The organism is Aquamicrobium sp. YD-1-mutant5, assembly GCF_059509755.1.
The window spans coordinates 88,345-103,532 of the sequence record NZ_JCAKKP010000016.1 but is presented as its reverse complement, the minus strand read 5'-3'; the positions used below and the strand labels follow the sequence as shown (position 1 = coordinate 103,532).

Below are 15,188 nucleotides of genomic sequence, written 5' to 3'. Positions count from 1 at the left end.
ATGCCGAAGGGCGGCAGCCCCGTCAGCACCGCCGCCGCCAGATAACGCACTGCCCTCGCCCTTCCCGGATGCCTTGTCCAGAGCGCCGCATGCACGGCGACGAAGGAGAGTGAGGCCGCTAGCCAAAGCAGAAGGCCGGGCCAGAGATCGGCGGCATAGAAGTTGGCGACGCCCAGCGGCAAACCACGCGAAGCGACCAGAAAATAGCCGGCCGACACGAGGGCCGCGACCACGCGCGACCGCGACATCGCCCAGAGCGCCGGGAAGAACATCGCGGTCGGAAGAGCGAGCACATTGCCGCTCCAGCCGAGTGAGCCGCAGACGACGGAGGCGACGATGAGCAACGCAGATCGCCAAAGGCCAGAAATGTGATCACGGATCGAAGGTGAGGATCGGCCGGGCGACGCCGAGGAGGCCGCGGTCCGGAACCGGCCCAAAATATCGGGAATCATAGGAGCTCGCAAAAGAGGAATGGAGATAGAGATGTCCTGATGGCACGATGCCACCTGGATATGGCGTGATCGTCCTGCCCTCTCCGTCCGTCTTCCGGACGGCGGATGCGGCAAGGGAACCGCCGTCGATCGCGACGTGATCCGTAATTTCGACATGCTGTCCGGGAAGCGCGGCGACCGTCTTGATCAGCGGCGCAAACCCACCGGCGCACAAGCCCCGCCGGAGATATCCTCGCAGTCGCGCTTCCTCGAACGGCGCAGTCGGGGGCGAGCAGATGAAGACGAGATCTCCTGCCTCGACCGGACGATTGAGTTTCTCGATGCGCCAGAGCCCGAGCGGCTCGCTCGGCGTCAGGTTCAGCCGATAGCCACCGACGACCGCAGCCGTGATGAGGCCCGCGATAGCAACCATTGACGTGCTCAACAGCATGATCGCACGGCGCCGCTTCATTGCTTCACAACCGGAGTCCGGCGTTGCGCGAGACGCAATTCCTCGACCTGCCGCAGGGTCTCGGTCGTACGCTCATGGGCGGCGAGCTGCTGGGCCGTGCGCATGACCGGCCAGGCTTCCTTGAGACGTTCCTTCTCTTGGTGGGAGAGGCCTTCGGAGAGTTTGTCGAAGAGTTTGCCCGATGGCTCACGCGCAGCGTTGGTGAGCAAGGTGCGCTCGCCGAAGCGTTCGGTGACGGCCTTGTTGAACCCGTCGATCTCCAGCTTCGTCTCGCGGTTGCTCAGCGCATATGCAAGGGCGGCGGGAAGATCGTTGCGGTCGATCGCATCGCGCACGCGCTCGAGCACCGCGCGTGCATCAGGCGACAGGGCCGGGATGTCGATCGAGACGCGCTGGCGCAGCGCCTGTTCGTCAGCCGCCATGCGCTGTGTGGCGCTTTCGCGCATGTGGAGATAGCGTTCGAGGTCGCGCTTCAGGGCGGGCACATTGACCTCGGCGACGCGTCGCGCCTCGCGCTCCGTCTTGCTGGCAAGAATGTCGGTCTTGCCCCTGAGCGGACCGATCGACGCCGGCTCGGCCTCAAGCTTCTGAAGCACCTGTCGCGCCGCGTCTCTATCCGCCAGCACGGCGTCGAAATTCATTGCCCGGAAGGCGGTTTCGGGATCGGCGAAGACGTAAGCGAACCGGATCGAAACCTCCTCCCATTGCTTCTTCAAGGCCGGATCAGCGTCGAGCCTCTCGCTGACCGTTTCTGCGACGGGATTCTCGAACCGGGTGATGCCGGCGACCATGGGTTTCAACTCCTTGACTGATTGGGTTGCCGGCGATTGCCGCAAGCCAAGCCGTTCGCCGAGAGCGCGAAGGCGGTTGGTGAGATCGGCCAGCTTGCTTTTCTGCCGCAGTGTCCAGTCGAGCCGGTCGCGCAGCAATGTTCGCGCCACGTGAACGATGTGCAGGCCTCGGTTTTCGGCAAAGCGAAGCGCCTCGCGGTAAAGCGTGCCGCGCTCGTAATCGAGGGTTGCTTCCTTGGCATTCTTCCGGGAGAGAACCTTGCTCAGCCCGCCGTTCATCTCGAACGAGCGGCGCCCGAAATAGACCTGCAGATCCTCCCGATGGCGCGTCATCGCGACATAGGTAAGGTGGCGATCCAGAGAGAGTGAAGCCAGCACCTTCACCCTGTCGACGGTCGCGCCTTGGGCTTTGTGGATCGTGGTGGCGTAGCCGTGATCGAGGTTGCTGTAGATGTGGCTCTCGACCATCACTTGCCGACGCTGATCGCCCTCACCCACGGCGACGGTGATGCGGTTCGCCGCCGCCTCTACCACATGACCGATCATGCCATTCTTGACTGCGAGCGAGCCGTCGTTCTTCAGGAAGACGATCTGGTCGCCGGCGTCGAAACGGCGGGTGCCGTCGGCGGTTTTGAAGGTGTGGCCCTCTCCGACGATCCCGCGTTCGACCAACTTTTCGCGTGCCATGACATTGAGCATGCGCACATCGCGTCGAAGATGGGCGACGATCAGCGTCGTCTTCGTCTGATCATAGTCGTGGTTCCAGTCGGCGATCAGCCTCTCGACGGCTTCAGACTTCAGGCGCGCGCCGAGCACCCTGCCTGCACCCTGGTATGCCACAATCGCCCGTTCGACATTGCCGCGTGCAAGATCGAGCGACGCCTTGCGCATCCAGTCCTGGCGCTGGCGATAGATGGTTTCGAGTTCGGCGTAGCCGATGCGATCGACGATGGCGCGGAAGGCAGCACCCGCCTCGATCGGTTGAAGCTGTTCGGGATCCCCGATAAGCACGATCTTCGCACCTGCCTTGACCACGGCGTCGATGAACCCGCCCATCTGTTTTGAGGCAACCATGCCGGCCTCGTCCATGACGAAGATGGTCTTGTTGTTCAGAACGTCACGGCCGCGGTTCCACCGTAGCTCCCATGAGGCAAGCGTGCGGCTCTGGATCCCCGCTTCCTTTTCCAGACCTTCCGCTGCCTTGCCCGCAAGCGCACCGCCAACGACGCGATATCCGGCCATTTCCCACGCCTCGCGGGCAGCCTTCATCATCGTGGTCTTGCCAGCACCTGCGCGACCGACCACGGCTGCGATACGCGCTGAACCGGCGACATGCTGGACGGCAGTCCGCTGTTCATCCGACAGACGCGAATGACGGGCGAAGGTGGCCTCCAGCACCGTGGCCGAGACGTCATGCGACACCCTTGCCGCAAGCCAGATTGAGCGACGCGCCATCTCCGCCTCGAGCCGGATCAACTCGCGCGTCGTGTAACGGGCCGGCACTCTTTCCCCGGTCGCGAAGTCGATTGTGTCGGGCTGAAGCCGCAGCACCTCCGGGCTCTCGATGATCCGAGCCAGGAGCTGCTGGAACACGGTCGCATCGTCGACATAACGGTTCAAAAGCTTTGCAACATCTCGGGCGTTGAAGACGCTTTTCTCCCGCGTGATCAGATCGAGCACGATCCCAGGGTTTCGAAGAATGCGGCGGGTGTTTTCCGCGCGCCGCGCATCGTTCAGCTCGATCCGTTCCAACTCCGGCCGAACGCCCTGTCTCTCCGCCTTCCGCTGAATCGCCTTGGCGCCGACGCCCAGATGGATGGTCGGCTCCAGATCGATGCCCTGCTTCTCATAGGATCGGCCATCGACGCGCAGCGAGATCCCGTTCAGCGCCAGGTGATGATTGAGACGCTCGAACCAGGCGTCACGAAAAGCGTTGAAATCATCCGTCCCGCCGGCCCAGAGCTCGTAGACGATCTTGCCCGCCTTGTTTCGCAGCGGTTGCCCGTCTTCGCCTGTTACCGCGACCTTCTTCGTGCCGAAACCATCCTCGGTCAGCGGACGCAGGGTCGTCATCAGGTGGATATGCGGATTGCCGGGATTGTCGTGGTAGACCCAGTCCGCCACCATGCCCTTCGACAGGATGTGCCGCTCCACGAAATCCCGCACCAGAGCAATGTTCTGCTCTGCCGTCAGCTCCAGCGGCAAAGCAATGGTCAGGTCCTTGGCAAGCTGGGCATCGGAGCGCTTTTCGAAAGCCTCGACCTTGTTCCAGAAGGTTTCCGAAGCACCGGCAATCGAACGATCGGCTGTCAGCAGCCGCACCCATTTCGGGGCATCCGCCGGGAGAGCAAACTCCTCGTGCAGAAGCCCTTCTTTCCGGGTGTAGTCGATGGTGCGGGCCTCCCGCTCGTACTCCATCCTGGCACAATGCCGGTAGGCAGCCGACAGCACTGCACTGCGGCCGTCACCACGGCTGACAATGCTGACGGAGAAGTGGGCGATGGCCACGGAGGTGAGTCTCCTGGTTCGAACCTCGTTCGTCGGGAACTGGCCAGGCCGTTCAGGCCTCAACGCAAGGCGTCGCGCCAGCGACGTATAATTGCGCCCTTGGACCGCTCCTTCGGAACGGCGGGATCATCCTCCAAAGTGTCGGCCTTGCCGACGTGCAAATCTGCACATTTCCTTGAGCATGCATCCGGAGGAGTCTTGGCGTCGCGAATGCAACGCCAAGACAGCCAGGGAGTGCCACCGGAATGAAGAAACCGTCGTCGAAGATCAGGGAAGAAATCGCGAAGCTCCAGGATCAACTCAAAGCAGCCGAGACACGCGAGGCGGAGCGCATCGGCAGGATCGCGCTCAAAGCCGGTCTCGGCGAAATCGAGATCGACGAGGCCACACTTCAGGCGGCGTTCGAGGACATCGCCGGACGGTTTCGCGGAGGCAAGGGACAGACGACCGGAAAGAAGAATGCCGGCGACGGCAGGACCGGCGGGGAGACATCCGCGGCGGTCGCGCCTGGCGCGGATGCGGGCAGCGCTGGCGAGGCTTGAGCGCATGCGGCGAACGACATCGACCGATGCCCGCAAGAAAGACACGCGCGAAAAAATCGAGCTCGGCGGTCTGATCGTGAAGGCCGGCCTGCGCTACGAAAAAAGGGCGCTGCTGCTGGGGCTGCTGATCGATGCCGCGGGGCGCATCCGCGGCGACGAAGTCGAGCGCTCGCGGTTGACTGCAATCGGCGCCGAGGCGTTCGGTCGCGGTAATGAATGAATAGGCTCCTTCTCACAATCCTGCCAGCGGCATTCATGATCGCAGCCATGTTGGCGATATCAGGAATCGAGACCTGGCTATCGGGTTTCGGAGCATCGCCTCGGGCGAAGCTGTTGCTCGGACGGATCGGCCTCGCCCTGCCCTACGCGGCGGCGGCGGCGATCGGCGTCATTGCCCTGTTCGCGACGGCGGGCGCGGCAAACATCAAGGCAGCCGGTTTGAGCGTACTGGCAGGCGCTTCAATCGTCTGCATCGCGGCGATCGCACGCGAAGGGTGGCGGCTCTTTGCTCTTGCCGATCGGATGCCTCACGGCCAGTCGGTTTTCGCTTATACCGATCCGTCGGCGATGCTCGGGGCATTCGCAGCCGTCCTTACCGGGATCTTCGCGCTACGCGTCGCGATCAGGGGGAACGCCGCCTTTGCCAAAGCAACGCCGCGGCGGATCGCGGGGAAGCGAGCCGTGCACGGCGAGGCCGACTGGATGAAGATGGGAGACGCCGCCAGGCTGTTTCCCGATGCCGGCGGCATCGTGATCGGTGAACGCTACCGCGTCGACAAGGACAGCGTGGCGGCGATGCCGTTTCGCGCCGGTGAGACGCAGAGCTGGGGCGCCGGCGGGAAATCTCCGCTGTTGTGTTTCGACGGCTCGTTCGGTTCGTCGCACGGTATCGTCTTCGCCGGTTCGGGCGGCTTCAAGACGACATCCGTGACGATCCCGACCGCACTCAAATGGGGTGGCGGCCTCGTCGTGCTCGACCCATCGAGCGAAGTTGCACCGATGGTCGTCGATCACCGGCGCAAGGCGGGCCGAAACGTCATCGTGCTCGATCCTGCCACGCCCGCGATCGGCTTCAACGCGCTAGACTGGATCGGCCGCCACGGCAACACGAAGGAAGAGGACATCGTCGCGGTGGCGACGTGGATAATGACCGACAATGCGCGTGCCGCATCGGCCCGCGACGACTTCTTCCGCGCATCCGCCATGCAGCTCCTGACGGCGCTGATCGCCGACGTTTGTCTCTCCGGGCATACGGACGAGAAAGACCAGACGCTGCGCCGCGTCCGGGCCAATCTCTCGGAGCCGGAGCCGAAGCTGCGCGAACGCCTGACGCGGATCTACGAGCAGTCCGAGTCCGAATTCGTGAAGGAGAACGTTGCCGTCTTCGTCAACATGACGCCGGAGACGTTTTCCGGCGTCTACGCCAATGCCGTCAAGGAAACACACTGGCTCTCCTATCCGAACTATGCGGCGCTCGTGTCGGGCGACAGTTTCTCGACCGACGATCTCGCTGGAGGCGAAGCGGACCTGTTCATCGCGCTCGATCTGAAGGTGCTGGAAGCCCATCCGGGACTGGCACGCGTCGTCATCGGCTCGCTGCTGAACGCCATCTACAACCGGAATGGCGCGGTCAAGGGGCGCACGCTCTTCCTGCTCGACGAGGTCGCCCGCCTCGGCTATCTGCGCATCCTTGAAACGGCCCGCGACGCTGGCCGGAAATACGGCATCACGCTCACCATGATCTTCCAGTCGATCGGCCAGATGCGCGAGGCCTATGGCGGCCGTGACGCGACCAGCAAATGGTTCGAGTCCGCATCGTGGATCTCGTTCGCTGCGATCAATGATCCGGACACGGCCGACTACATCTCGAAGCGCTGCGGCGACACCACGGTCGAGGTCGACCAGACAAACCGCTCCACCGGCATGAAGGGTTCGTCGCGCTCGCGCTCAAAACAGCTCAGCCGCCGGCCGCTGATCATGCCGCACGAAGTCCTGCGCATGCGCAGCGACGAGCAGATCGTGTTCACGGCAGGCAATCCACCGCTCAGATGCGGTCGCGCGATCTGGTTCCGGCGCGAGGACATGAAAGCCTGTGTCGGGCAGAACAGGTTTCATCGTGAAGGGCAAAAAGGGAATGACAGCAGCGCCTGAACCCGCGCAACCAGGTGCCGGCGGCGAGCCGGTCCGCGAGAGGATCGAAACCCGCATGGGACGAAACCGCTTGGCGGGTTCGGTGCGCTTCAGCGCATAGAGCCGTGCGGCAAAGCCGCCTCGCCCACGCCCCTCTACCTCCGGAGGGGAAAACCATCAGCGAGATGAATCAATCACGCAGGATCGATTCATGGAAGTCGTTGGACGCTGCTTCAAAACGAAGCGAGAATCCAATCATGGAAAACGAGGGGACAGGCCAGATTCATCTTCACCGTATCGACGCGGCCCGGAACATGCGTCGCTTCTATACGCTTGCGATCCAGCCGACGCTGTTCGGCGGCGCCTCCGTCATCCGCAACTGGGGCCGGATCGGATCTAGCGGCCAGACGATGATGGAAACCTTCGACGGCCAAGAGGATGCAGACAGGGCGCTATCGCGCCTGGAGCGCACGAAACGAAAGCGGGGCTATCGCGACGCCCACCGCGCCAAATAACAGACCTTGAACAGCCCGAGCCTGCTTGTTTCCTGTGGTTTTCTCGCATCTGCCAACACTTCCAGCATTCGCGCCTCTATCGGCGCCGCGTCTTCATCGTCATAGCTGAAGGACAACCACCAGCAGAGGAGACTGTCCTTCATGACTACCACCAACGAAATCGCCGACAAGATCGCATTTGAGCAGAACCTGACCAAGACACAGGCCAAGGCCATCGTCGAAAGCGTGTTCAGCCAGATCGCAGAGGCGGCAAAGAGCGGCGCGGAAACTTCCATCCCATCCTTCGGCAAGTTCAAGATCAAGGACACGCCGGAACGCGAGGGCCGCAATCCCGCAACCGGTGCGACGATCAAGATCGCCGCTTCGAAGAAGCTGACGTTCACGCCCGGCAAGGCGGTCAAGGACGCACTGAACGGCTGAGGCGAGTGGGCTGCTGAGATCGGCAGCCCTATGGAAGTCTCCTAGAAAGGAGGCTCCCCGCTGATACGGCCGTCCTGTTCGGCCTCAACGGCCGCAAGCTCGGCCTGCGCCAGTTCCAGCTCCACCGCAATCTGGCAGCGCTCGCTCGCGTCCAGAACGGCCCTGAGCTCAGCTTTCAGTTCCTCGATTTGCATTTCGAGAGAAATCGTCATCGTCGTCTCCTTGACGCTTGTGAAAGACGACGCCGCGCGTCATCGCGGAGCGGAGGAGTCCAGGATCGCGGAACGCGACCGCCGGAGGCGGCGAGCGGGGGAGCCGAAATGCGCCAGCATTTTGGGGGTACCGCTCGTGCTGGACGCCTTCGGTCCGCCATGGCATTCTCGGACGAACTGAGCAGACCCCCCAGCTCTCCGGATGGCACCCGAAAGGCCGGAAGCGGGCTCGATGCCCGCGACCGGCTTCCTCAGGCGACATAAGAAGAAGAGCCCCGCCCGGTGGCGGAGCTCCTGGGCGTGGCGATCAAGCCTCCCGCTTCGGGCGGTTCCAGATGAGGGCGTATTCGCCTTCCTTCTCGCTCGGCCACAGGGCCGCGGTGATCGGGGCGTTGAAGCTCGGGTCGTCCAGCTTGACCGAGATATATTCCTCGCCGTCGTTGGAGACCGCCTTCCAGCCTGCGCCGACCTCGACACCGTTGCCGGCGGTGATACGGAAGTCCGGGGCGTCGCGCGAGACGCGCTCGATGGGGTTGAGGCGGACCCGCATGCTGACCGTGAGCGTGCGCACGTTGCCGATGATCGAGTTGTTGCCGTTGGTGGTGAATTCGCCGATGACTGCCATTGTCGTGATCCGTGCGCCAAGAGTGACGGCTGGAAACCGTCACGCGCACTTTTTGCCCCTGCAGGGTGGGAGACCCTGCCGCCAACGCGCCGCAAGCGCGGGGGCTGAAGCAGACGGGTGAGGTAAGCCGGGTGCCTTCGGCAAGCCATAAATAAGCAGAACCCGTCAAAGTCGGACGGCCAGGGACTTCCGCCCGTGGCCGGTCCGGCAAGCATGCCTGTTATGGGAAGAATAATCGAACCGATGTTTGAAGCCTCGTTGCAACATGGAACCTGCCAAGCCGGAAGTGGGCAGGTCGGTCGAAAGACCGGAGAAGCGCCGATCTCCGCTGGATTACCGGGGATCAGGGGCGTGCGCGGTCGCGCGCGTCAGCCAGCGGCCCAGCTTGCGGTGGCCGATGGCCGGAGTTCTCACGGGGTAGAGTCGGTCCCTAAGGCAGGCGAAGGGACAACAGGTGAACTTGGGAACCTTGCCGTGTTCTCTCCCGCCGGACGGCGCGAGATGATCGAGGCGACCGATGATCGGCGCGGCTGGGGGCGGAGTCTTCGTAGTAGTCCGAGGGCGGGAAAGCCGTCCACATGGCGAAGGGAGACAGTGAGTGAAGCAAGCCGGCAGGAGGTGGGCCGATGAAGCCCGATGCGGTGAATACCGTGTTCGTCCTCGACATGCAGCGCAAACTTCACAGGTGGAGTGTCGCGGACGCCGACAAGGTGTTCGCGGATCTGTTCAACATCGTATGCGACCGCAGGACGCTCTCGGAAAGCTGGCGACGCTTGTCCCGTAACAAGGGCAGTCGAACACCGGGAACCGATGGCGTCACGCGGAAAACGGTTGAAGAGCGGCCGGGCGGCGCTGTGCAATTCGTCGAGGATATCCGAAATGAGCTGCGCGGCGGCACATATCGGCCCGAGCCTGTCCGGCAAAGGCTGATCCCAAAACCGGGCAAACCCGGCAAGGTGCGTCCACTCGGCATTCCAACGCTCAAGGACCGACTGGTACAAATGGCTTTGAAGCTCGTGCTGGAACCGATCTTCGAGGCGGACTTTTATCCGACCTCATACGGCTTCCGGCCCGGCAGGAGCACCCATGATGCGCTGGCGAACATCCAGCGTCATTTGCACCCCACACCCAGCGGCACCTCCGAGTACCGCTTCGTGATCGAAGGGGACATCAGGGGCTGCTTCGACGCCGTCGATCATCATGTGCTGATGGAGCGAGTACGCTGCCGTGTCGGAGATCGAAAGGTTCTCTGGCTCGTACTCGCCTTCCTGAAGGCCGGTGTCATGGTCGAGGGCTCCGTCCGCCACCCTGTCACGGGCACCCCGCAGGGTGGCATCATCTCGCCGTTGCTGGCCAACATCTATCTGGCTGCCATTGACGAGAGGTATGGACGGTGGTCGATGCGTCCTCGCGAGCGACCGCAGAATGCAGCCGATCGGCGGCTTTACGACCGCCGGAGAAACAGGCCGACATTCTTCGCCGTTCGATATGCCGACGACTTCGTCGTGCTGACGGACGGAACACGTGAGGAAGCGGAGACCGAAAAGCTGGCGCTAGCGCAGTTCCTACAGCAGGAATTGCGCATGGAACTGTCGATGGAAAAGACCAGGATCACCCAGGTTGGGGAAGGCTTCGACTTCCTCGGCTATCGGGTAGTGCAGACCAAGGCTCGCCGCACCGGCCGTATGGTCGGCAATCTCTTCATACCGAAGAGCAAGCTGAAGGATCTGCGCCACAAGATCAAGGTCAGGGTGAAGGAGACACCGACAGGTCAATCCCTTGCCGATCTCATCGAGAGCCTCAACCCGGTCATCACCGGCTGGCGAAATTACTACCGCTACGCCACATGGGCCACGCGGGACTTCTCCGGTCTGGATTGGTGGCTATGGGAGCGCATCGGGCGATGGCTGCGCAAGAAGTATCGAAAGGCGACATGGCGTGAGCTATGTCGCCGCTTCCGTGCAACAGCACCCGACAGCCGCTGGCGATGGGTCGACGGACCGAAATCGCTGCGGTTCTTCCGGGAGGGCGGGTCAACCCGCTTCCCGTTCCGGGGCATACGAATACCAAACGGATGGAACGACCCTGACGAGAAGTTCCGAAAAGGAGCTGATCGCTTCTGGGCATCGTTCGACACCCTCATGTCCGTGTGAGGGCCACCCGTGGCGATAGCCACGCATGGAGAGCCGGTGGCTTGGAAAACTTGCACGTCCGGTTCGGCGAGAGGGGCGCAGAAACCACCTGCCGCGAGGCAGGCAGGCGCTGTGCTCCTACTCTACTTTCCGGTTTGCTCGAGCCGCGCCCACCGCGGCCTCGATGGCGGTGTAAGGACCGATGGCGATCGACGCCGCACCCCGGGGGGCCGGAACGTGAGTGGAGGACGGCCGGGAGCGGCTTTCTTGGTTACCGCGAGGAATGCGAACGCAGTTCGCAGGGGAAGAAAGTTGCGGACGGCCGTTGCGGGATGGCGATCGAGACGAAGTCGTCCTTCGGTCACACCAGATCCATCGAGGTCTGCGTGGGTGTGGCCCGCTTCAATCGAGCAAGGAACACCGATCATGGCCCGGAGTTCATCGGCGATCCCCGACGGCGACCGCGGTGATGGCACCGCTCTCTCACGATGGCTCCCGTCCGCACGGCTCGCCGTGTCCGTCGATCCCTCACCGACGCCCCATCCGCATCATGTCCATAACGAATGCGCTGGTCGGCGCCGATCTTATGGCGGCTCTTCCATCGCGCGCGTATCCTCGGACAAGCGGGCAACCCGGGTTTCACGGCACCTCCCTGGAGGGCGGTCGAGAGGAAGGAATGGGAGCGCTTCGAAACCAACAGGCTCGCGGCATGCCTATATCGACCACACCAGATCCGCCGTCGCGCGGCGGGGCTCGTTCCGCGTGCCTGCCGACTTCGCCCGCCCGATCAGAAGGGCCTACACGTGACGATCGCCGACACTGCACCGCGCCGTTAGACGTCGCTCGGCGAAATGAGCTTCGGCCCTCTCGTCGGGAGTGTCGGCCCGGGAATCTTCCAAGGCCTCCTGCACCTTCGCCCGAAACCAGCCATCATGGCCGGCCGCGTCAGGGTACGGTGTCGACGTCTGTCTGTCTGAACTCATCTGCCGTCGCCAGAATGGGTACGTTATAATATTTGGCGCATGCATAATGCAGGCAGTCACCGAGATTGAGGCCCCGGCGGCCCGCGCGATAGCGATGCGCGGCGGAAAGAGCGATCCGGGTAGTCGCGTCCGCAGGCGGGAGATCGCGGATTTCGATTCCGCGCTCATCGAGGAACTCGATGACGATCGGTTCTACCTCCGCCACGGCGAGGCCGAACTTGTCGGAGCGGGCAAGGCCGAGCACCGCTTCAAGCACGGCAACCGGGGATGTGAAGGCGACCTTCGCGGACGCGATCGCATTGGAGACACGCTCCGCTTCCGGCTCGTCGGAGAGGAGCGCTATGATGGCGCAGGCATCGACGAACATCAGCTTTCCCACAGTTCGTCGTAGGCTTCGTGCGGAAGCGGCTGTCTCTGAGCCTCATCGAGTTTGACGCCATGTTGTTCGCGGAGCCGGGCAGCGGTTTGCAGCGGCGTCTCCTCGTGACGGCGGCGTTCGATCGCCTCTTTCATGGCAATCACGATCGCATCAGTAATGCTGACGCCAGCCATATGCGCGAACTTGCGCGTGAGCGCGTCCGCTTCAGGATTGTTGACGTTGATCGGCATGGGTCACTCCATGTAGATAAATTCAAGAAATAATGTAGATCGGCTCGCCCATATCTGCAAGGTTTCTCCAACAGATGAATCGAAGCTCGCACGGCCGGATGAGGAAGGCCGGTCGCCCTCCCCATCGATGTTCGGAGCGTCACCATCAGGCAGCCTTCCGCTCCGCATTCGGCTGGAGGTCATGAAGATAGGCGACAGCGCGTTGCGCATGTGCGGCCGCCTGGAAGATTGCCCGGCGGTCACCGTCGAGCAGCTTCAACCACGAGGCCACATAGCTCGCGTGATCGGGCCGCGGCTCCAGCTCGGGCACGATTCCGAGATCGGCGCAGAGGAAACATGCCCCTATGTCGGCACAAAGCTCTTCGCGCGCGCGATCCGTGCGATCCTTGTGATAGCGGCTCAAATCCCGATTCAGCCGGTGGCTTGCGCCGACCCAGTGGGTGACCTCATGTCCGAGGACGGCGTAATAACTGTCGGCATCCCGGAACGTCTCGAAACCCGGCATCTGAATGCTATCGCTGGATGGCTGATAGAAGGCCTGTGACCCACCATGCCGGATCACCGCGCCCGTGTTGGCGAAAAAGCGGTCCGCGTACTCGATGCGCCCGAGCGGCTCTGCGCCCGGTTCCGGGCGGTGATAGTAGTGATCCGGAAGCCCCTCGATTTGATCACAATTGAACACCGTGTACGCCTTGAGGAACGGTATGTCGCGCTCGACTTCACCGCCGCCGGCATCCTTCTCGGTCTTCGTGAAGCGGCTGGCGTAGACGACGGTCGCGCCGCTCTCGCCCTTGCGAACATGGGCGCCGAGTTCGTTCGCCTGGCGCAGCGTCATCCAAGTCGCCGACATGAACCCGCTGGCGATACTCTCGGACCAGAGCAGGAGGACATTCAGCCCCGTATATGGCTGGCCGTTATGGCGCAGCGGCCGGGTGATCCGGCCGGACATGTTGCCGGCACTCCAGGGCTGCACCCACGGGCGCACGCCCTTCTCCAGATCGGCGACAATGCGCTCCGTGATCCGCGCATAGATGTCAATCCTCGCGCTTGCTGATTTCCTGCTCATCCTTCTGACCTCCGTGTGAGGCCGCGCCCATCGCGGCCCCGTCGCGGAGGGTCGATGGCAGGAGCGGTCGGGCGGCATGCGCACCGGAACGGCCGGAACGAAGAGAAGGACGGCGTAGCCGTTGCGCCTGCCGCCGGCTCCTGCAGGACCGACAGAAGGGACGGGCCGCGATGGCGCCTGTCTCTCGCCCCGATTTCTTTCTCTCTCTCACCTCTCCTGATGCGACTTCGCCGCGACGTCGAAACGCGAAAAGCCGCCCCCCGTGAGGAGACGGCTTCTTCCTGGATACGATGAAGGCGGAGCCGAAGCTCCGCCAGGTCGGCCTCAATCGAAGGCCGACATCTGCGCCGCGGCCGCCTTGCGGTCGAGGGACTGGCCCGGATTGTCGACAGGCCGGTCGAAGGGCTTCCATGCTTCGCCAACGATCTGCTCGTAGGCGGCGACGGCACTTTCGGCGGCCATCCGCAGCGCGTGCGCCTGAACGCCCATGTCGGCCGCGAACTCGCGCTTGCGCTGGGCGGCGCTGTCATAGCCGACGGGACCGTCGAGATCCTCGTCGCGCGCATCGGCGACACCCTTAGCGGTGGCGTCACGCGCCTCGCTGACGGCGCGGGAGTAGAACTGGCCCGCGCCATGAGCGGATCCGACATACGCTCCAACGATGCGCTGCAGATGGATCTGCATCGCCCGTTCGCTTAAGCCCTCGGAGAGTCCTGTGGCGGTTTCGATGATCAGGCGCTCGTGCATGTCGCGGATGCCGTCGCTGTCGAGAATGGCGGTCCCGAAGCTCTCGGCGATCCGGAGCGCCTGCGCTTCATCGGGGCATGTGAGGCGGACCATTTCGATGGTGGCGCCCTTGCGGAGCTGGACGACTCGGGCGGATTGGCGGGACTGGGTTGCGGACTTTGTCATGGTGGTTTCCTTCTCGGTTTCCCCGAAGCGGTTCGGCCCCCTTGGCCGATCTGCCCTTCGGTGCGGTCAAGAGGAGCCGGCGCAAGCCGGGCGTTTCAGGGTCCGGGCAGGCCAGATCGAGCGGAGCCGGTGCGCGAGCAAGCGGGTCTTTGAGACCTGCGAGGCCCGCGTTCCTGCTCTGCGACAAGCGGCATGACCGGCCGCCCCGCGGCGCGACAGCGGCCTTGAAACGACCGGCAGCCGGTTCAGACCGCAACGAAACCGAAGGGCGGAACGGCCAAGGGATCGACATCGGATGCCAGAGCCGAAGAGGAAACAAGGCAAGGCGCGCCAAAACCAATTCCCATCTGCCGGAAGAGCTTCGCTCACCAGGACCGGAATGCTTTGACGGCCCTCCTGATGTCCGCTGGTCTGCGAGGCGCCCTCGATGGGAAAGCGGCGGTTTGCTCTCGGCGGCTTTCCGCGATAGATGCGCTCCTGACATGCGGGACCCTTGCAAGGTCTCCCAGGGAAGGGGCACGACAGATGAGCGACCAGAGCAACGACGATTACGTCTATGACGAAGCAACCGGGGAATGGCAGCCGGCCTCCGAACTTGCCGCGGAGAAGGCGAAGACAGCCGAAGTCCGGGATGCCTCCGGCAATATTCTAGCCGACGGCGACTCCGTAGTGCTGATCAAGGATCTGAAGGTCAAAGGCGCCGGCCAGACACTGAAGCAGGGCACCGTCATCAGGTCGATCCGGCTCACCGATAATCCGGAAGAGATCGATTGCCGCCACGACGCGATCAAGGGGCTGGTCCTGCGCACGGAATTCGTGCGCAAGCGCTGACGGGATGCG

The 15,188-nt window shown here is 63.3% G+C and carries 15 protein-coding genes and 1 pseudogene; 7 read left to right on the top strand and 9 right to left on the bottom strand.

Going from position 1 to position 15,188, the window contains the following annotated elements; translation table 11 throughout:
* The 3 genes and pseudogenes from AC5XE7_RS17725 to traA form a co-directional block, all read right to left on the bottom strand.
* Nucleotides 1–344: pseudogene (locus AC5XE7_RS17725) on the bottom strand (conjugal transfer protein TraB); the annotation flags it as partial.
* A 28-nt stretch (nucleotides 345–372) separates the two neighbouring features.
* Nucleotides 373–864 carry a conjugative transfer signal peptidase TraF gene (gene traF / locus AC5XE7_RS17720; RefSeq protein ID WP_272791914.1) on the bottom strand — a complete coding sequence of 164 codons (492 nt, stop codon included), beginning with the start codon at nucleotides 862–864 and terminating at the stop codon, nucleotides 373–375.
* A 35-nt stretch (nucleotides 865–899) separates the two neighbouring features.
* On the bottom strand, nucleotides 900–4,202 hold the full coding sequence (gene traA / locus AC5XE7_RS17715; protein ID WP_272809206.1) for a Ti-type conjugative transfer relaxase TraA: 3,303 nt from the start codon (nucleotides 4,200–4,202) through the stop codon (nucleotides 900–902).
* A 245-nt stretch (nucleotides 4,203–4,447) separates the two neighbouring features.
* Between traA and traC the strand changes: the two genes are divergently transcribed.
* The 5 genes from traC to AC5XE7_RS17690 all read left to right on the top strand — a co-directional run bounded on the left by traC (nucleotide 4,448) and on the right by AC5XE7_RS17690 (nucleotide 7,809).
* Nucleotides 4,448–4,744, top strand: coding sequence for a conjugal transfer protein TraC (traC, locus tag AC5XE7_RS17710; protein ID WP_272791912.1), 297 nt, complete (start codon nucleotides 4,448–4,450; stop codon nucleotides 4,742–4,744).
* A gap of 4 nt (nucleotides 4,745–4,748) precedes the next feature.
* Complete coding sequence (gene traD / locus AC5XE7_RS17705; RefSeq protein WP_272791911.1) at nucleotides 4,749–4,964, top strand: type IV conjugative transfer system coupling protein TraD; 216 nt, start codon at nucleotides 4,749–4,751, stop codon at nucleotides 4,962–4,964.
* Nucleotides 4,961–6,895 (top strand): Ti-type conjugative transfer system protein TraG, encoded by a 1,935-nt coding sequence (traG, locus tag AC5XE7_RS17700; protein WP_272791910.1) that lies wholly within the window; start codon nucleotides 4,961–4,963, stop codon nucleotides 6,893–6,895. Before traD ends, traG begins: the two co-directional genes overlap by 4 nt.
* 236 nt (nucleotides 6,896–7,131) lie before the next feature.
* The gene (locus AC5XE7_RS17695) at nucleotides 7,132–7,389 is read left to right on the top strand and encodes a WGR domain-containing protein (RefSeq protein ID WP_114048293.1); all 258 of its coding nucleotides are present in this window, start codon (nucleotides 7,132–7,134) and stop codon (nucleotides 7,387–7,389) included.
* A 141-nt stretch (nucleotides 7,390–7,530) separates the two neighbouring features.
* The gene (locus tag AC5XE7_RS17690) at nucleotides 7,531–7,809 is read left to right on the top strand and encodes an HU family DNA-binding protein (protein ID WP_272791909.1); all 279 of its coding nucleotides are present in this window, start codon (nucleotides 7,531–7,533) and stop codon (nucleotides 7,807–7,809) included.
* 41 nt (nucleotides 7,810–7,850) lie between these two features.
* On the opposite strand, the gene AC5XE7_RS17685 is transcribed toward AC5XE7_RS17690, so the two are convergent.
* A complete protein-coding gene (locus AC5XE7_RS17685; protein ID WP_272791908.1) occupies nucleotides 7,851–8,021 on the bottom strand; it encodes a hypothetical protein in 171 nt (56 codons plus the stop codon).
* A 307-nt stretch (nucleotides 8,022–8,328) separates the two neighbouring features.
* Entirely contained in the window at nucleotides 8,329–8,646 is a 318-nt protein-coding gene (locus tag AC5XE7_RS17680) for a DUF736 domain-containing protein (protein ID WP_210057624.1), read from the bottom strand.
* Between the two features lie 626 nt (nucleotides 8,647–9,272).
* On the opposite strand from AC5XE7_RS17680, the gene ltrA reads away from it, so the two are divergent.
* Nucleotides 9,273–10,799 carry a group II intron reverse transcriptase/maturase gene (gene ltrA, locus AC5XE7_RS17675; protein WP_272809205.1) on the top strand — a complete coding sequence of 509 codons (1,527 nt, stop codon included), beginning with the start codon at nucleotides 9,273–9,275 and terminating at the stop codon, nucleotides 10,797–10,799.
* 924 nt (nucleotides 10,800–11,723) lie between these two features.
* Here the strand turns inward: ltrA and AC5XE7_RS17670 are convergent.
* The 4 genes from AC5XE7_RS17670 to AC5XE7_RS17655 all read right to left on the bottom strand — a co-directional run bounded on the left by AC5XE7_RS17670 (nucleotide 11,724) and on the right by AC5XE7_RS17655 (nucleotide 14,348).
* A complete protein-coding gene (locus AC5XE7_RS17670) occupies nucleotides 11,724–12,128 on the bottom strand; it encodes a type II toxin-antitoxin system VapC family toxin (protein WP_064334948.1) in 405 nt (134 codons plus the stop codon).
* On the bottom strand, nucleotides 12,128–12,370 hold the full coding sequence (locus AC5XE7_RS17665) for a type II toxin-antitoxin system VapB family antitoxin (RefSeq protein WP_272791906.1): 243 nt from the start codon (nucleotides 12,368–12,370) through the stop codon (nucleotides 12,128–12,130). The genes AC5XE7_RS17670 and AC5XE7_RS17665 overlap by 1 nt, the downstream gene beginning before the upstream one ends.
* A 145-nt stretch (nucleotides 12,371–12,515) precedes the next feature.
* Complete coding sequence (locus tag AC5XE7_RS17660) at nucleotides 12,516–13,436, bottom strand: ArdC family protein (RefSeq protein ID WP_272791990.1); 921 nt, start codon at nucleotides 13,434–13,436, stop codon at nucleotides 12,516–12,518.
* 324 nt (nucleotides 13,437–13,760) lie between these two features.
* A complete protein-coding gene (locus tag AC5XE7_RS17655) occupies nucleotides 13,761–14,348 on the bottom strand; it encodes a hypothetical protein (protein ID WP_272791905.1) in 588 nt (195 codons plus the stop codon).
* A gap of 525 nt (nucleotides 14,349–14,873) precedes the next feature.
* Between AC5XE7_RS17655 and AC5XE7_RS17650 the strand changes: the two genes are divergently transcribed.
* A complete protein-coding gene (locus tag AC5XE7_RS17650) occupies nucleotides 14,874–15,179 on the top strand; it encodes an alkylphosphonate utilization protein (protein ID WP_272791904.1) in 306 nt (101 codons plus the stop codon).
* Nucleotides 15,180–15,188 lie beyond the last annotated feature (9 nt).

Bases quoted from the DNA above. Each gene is read 5' to 3' on its own strand.
- AC5XE7_RS17695 (WP_114048293.1), top strand. From the start codon at position 7,132: ATGGAAAACGAGGGGACAGGCCAGATTCATCTTCACCGTATCGACGCG.
- AC5XE7_RS17650 (WP_272791904.1), top strand. From the start codon at position 14,874: ATGAGCGACCAGAGCAACGACGATTACGTCTATGACGAAGCAACCGGG.
- traD (WP_272791911.1), top strand. From the start codon at position 4,749: ATGCGGCGAACGACATCGACCGATGCCCGCAAGAAAGACACGCGCGAA.
- AC5XE7_RS17680 (WP_210057624.1), bottom strand. From the start codon at position 8,646: ATGGCAGTCATCGGCGAATTCACCACCAACGGCAACAACTCGATCATC.
- AC5XE7_RS17655 (WP_272791905.1), bottom strand. From the start codon at position 14,348: ATGACAAAGTCCGCAACCCAGTCCCGCCAATCCGCCCGAGTCGTCCAG.
- traF (WP_272791914.1), bottom strand. From the start codon at position 864: ATGGTTGCTATCGCGGGCCTCATCACGGCTGCGGTCGTCGGTGGCTAT.
- AC5XE7_RS17660 (WP_272791990.1), bottom strand. From the start codon at position 13,436: ATGAGCAGGAAATCAGCAAGCGCGAGGATTGACATCTATGCGCGGATC.
- AC5XE7_RS17685 (WP_272791908.1), bottom strand. From the start codon at position 8,021: ATGACGATTTCTCTCGAAATGCAAATCGAGGAACTGAAAGCTGAGCTC.
- AC5XE7_RS17665 (WP_272791906.1), bottom strand. From the start codon at position 12,370: ATGCCGATCAACGTCAACAATCCTGAAGCGGACGCGCTCACGCGCAAG.
- AC5XE7_RS17690 (WP_272791909.1), top strand. From the start codon at position 7,531: ATGACTACCACCAACGAAATCGCCGACAAGATCGCATTTGAGCAGAAC.
- ltrA (WP_272809205.1), top strand. From the start codon at position 9,273: ATGAAGCCCGATGCGGTGAATACCGTGTTCGTCCTCGACATGCAGCGC.
- AC5XE7_RS17670 (WP_064334948.1), bottom strand. From the start codon at position 12,128: ATGTTCGTCGATGCCTGCGCCATCATAGCGCTCCTCTCCGACGAGCCG.
- traG (WP_272791910.1), top strand. From the start codon at position 4,961: ATGAATAGGCTCCTTCTCACAATCCTGCCAGCGGCATTCATGATCGCA.
- traC (WP_272791912.1), top strand. From the start codon at position 4,448: ATGAAGAAACCGTCGTCGAAGATCAGGGAAGAAATCGCGAAGCTCCAG.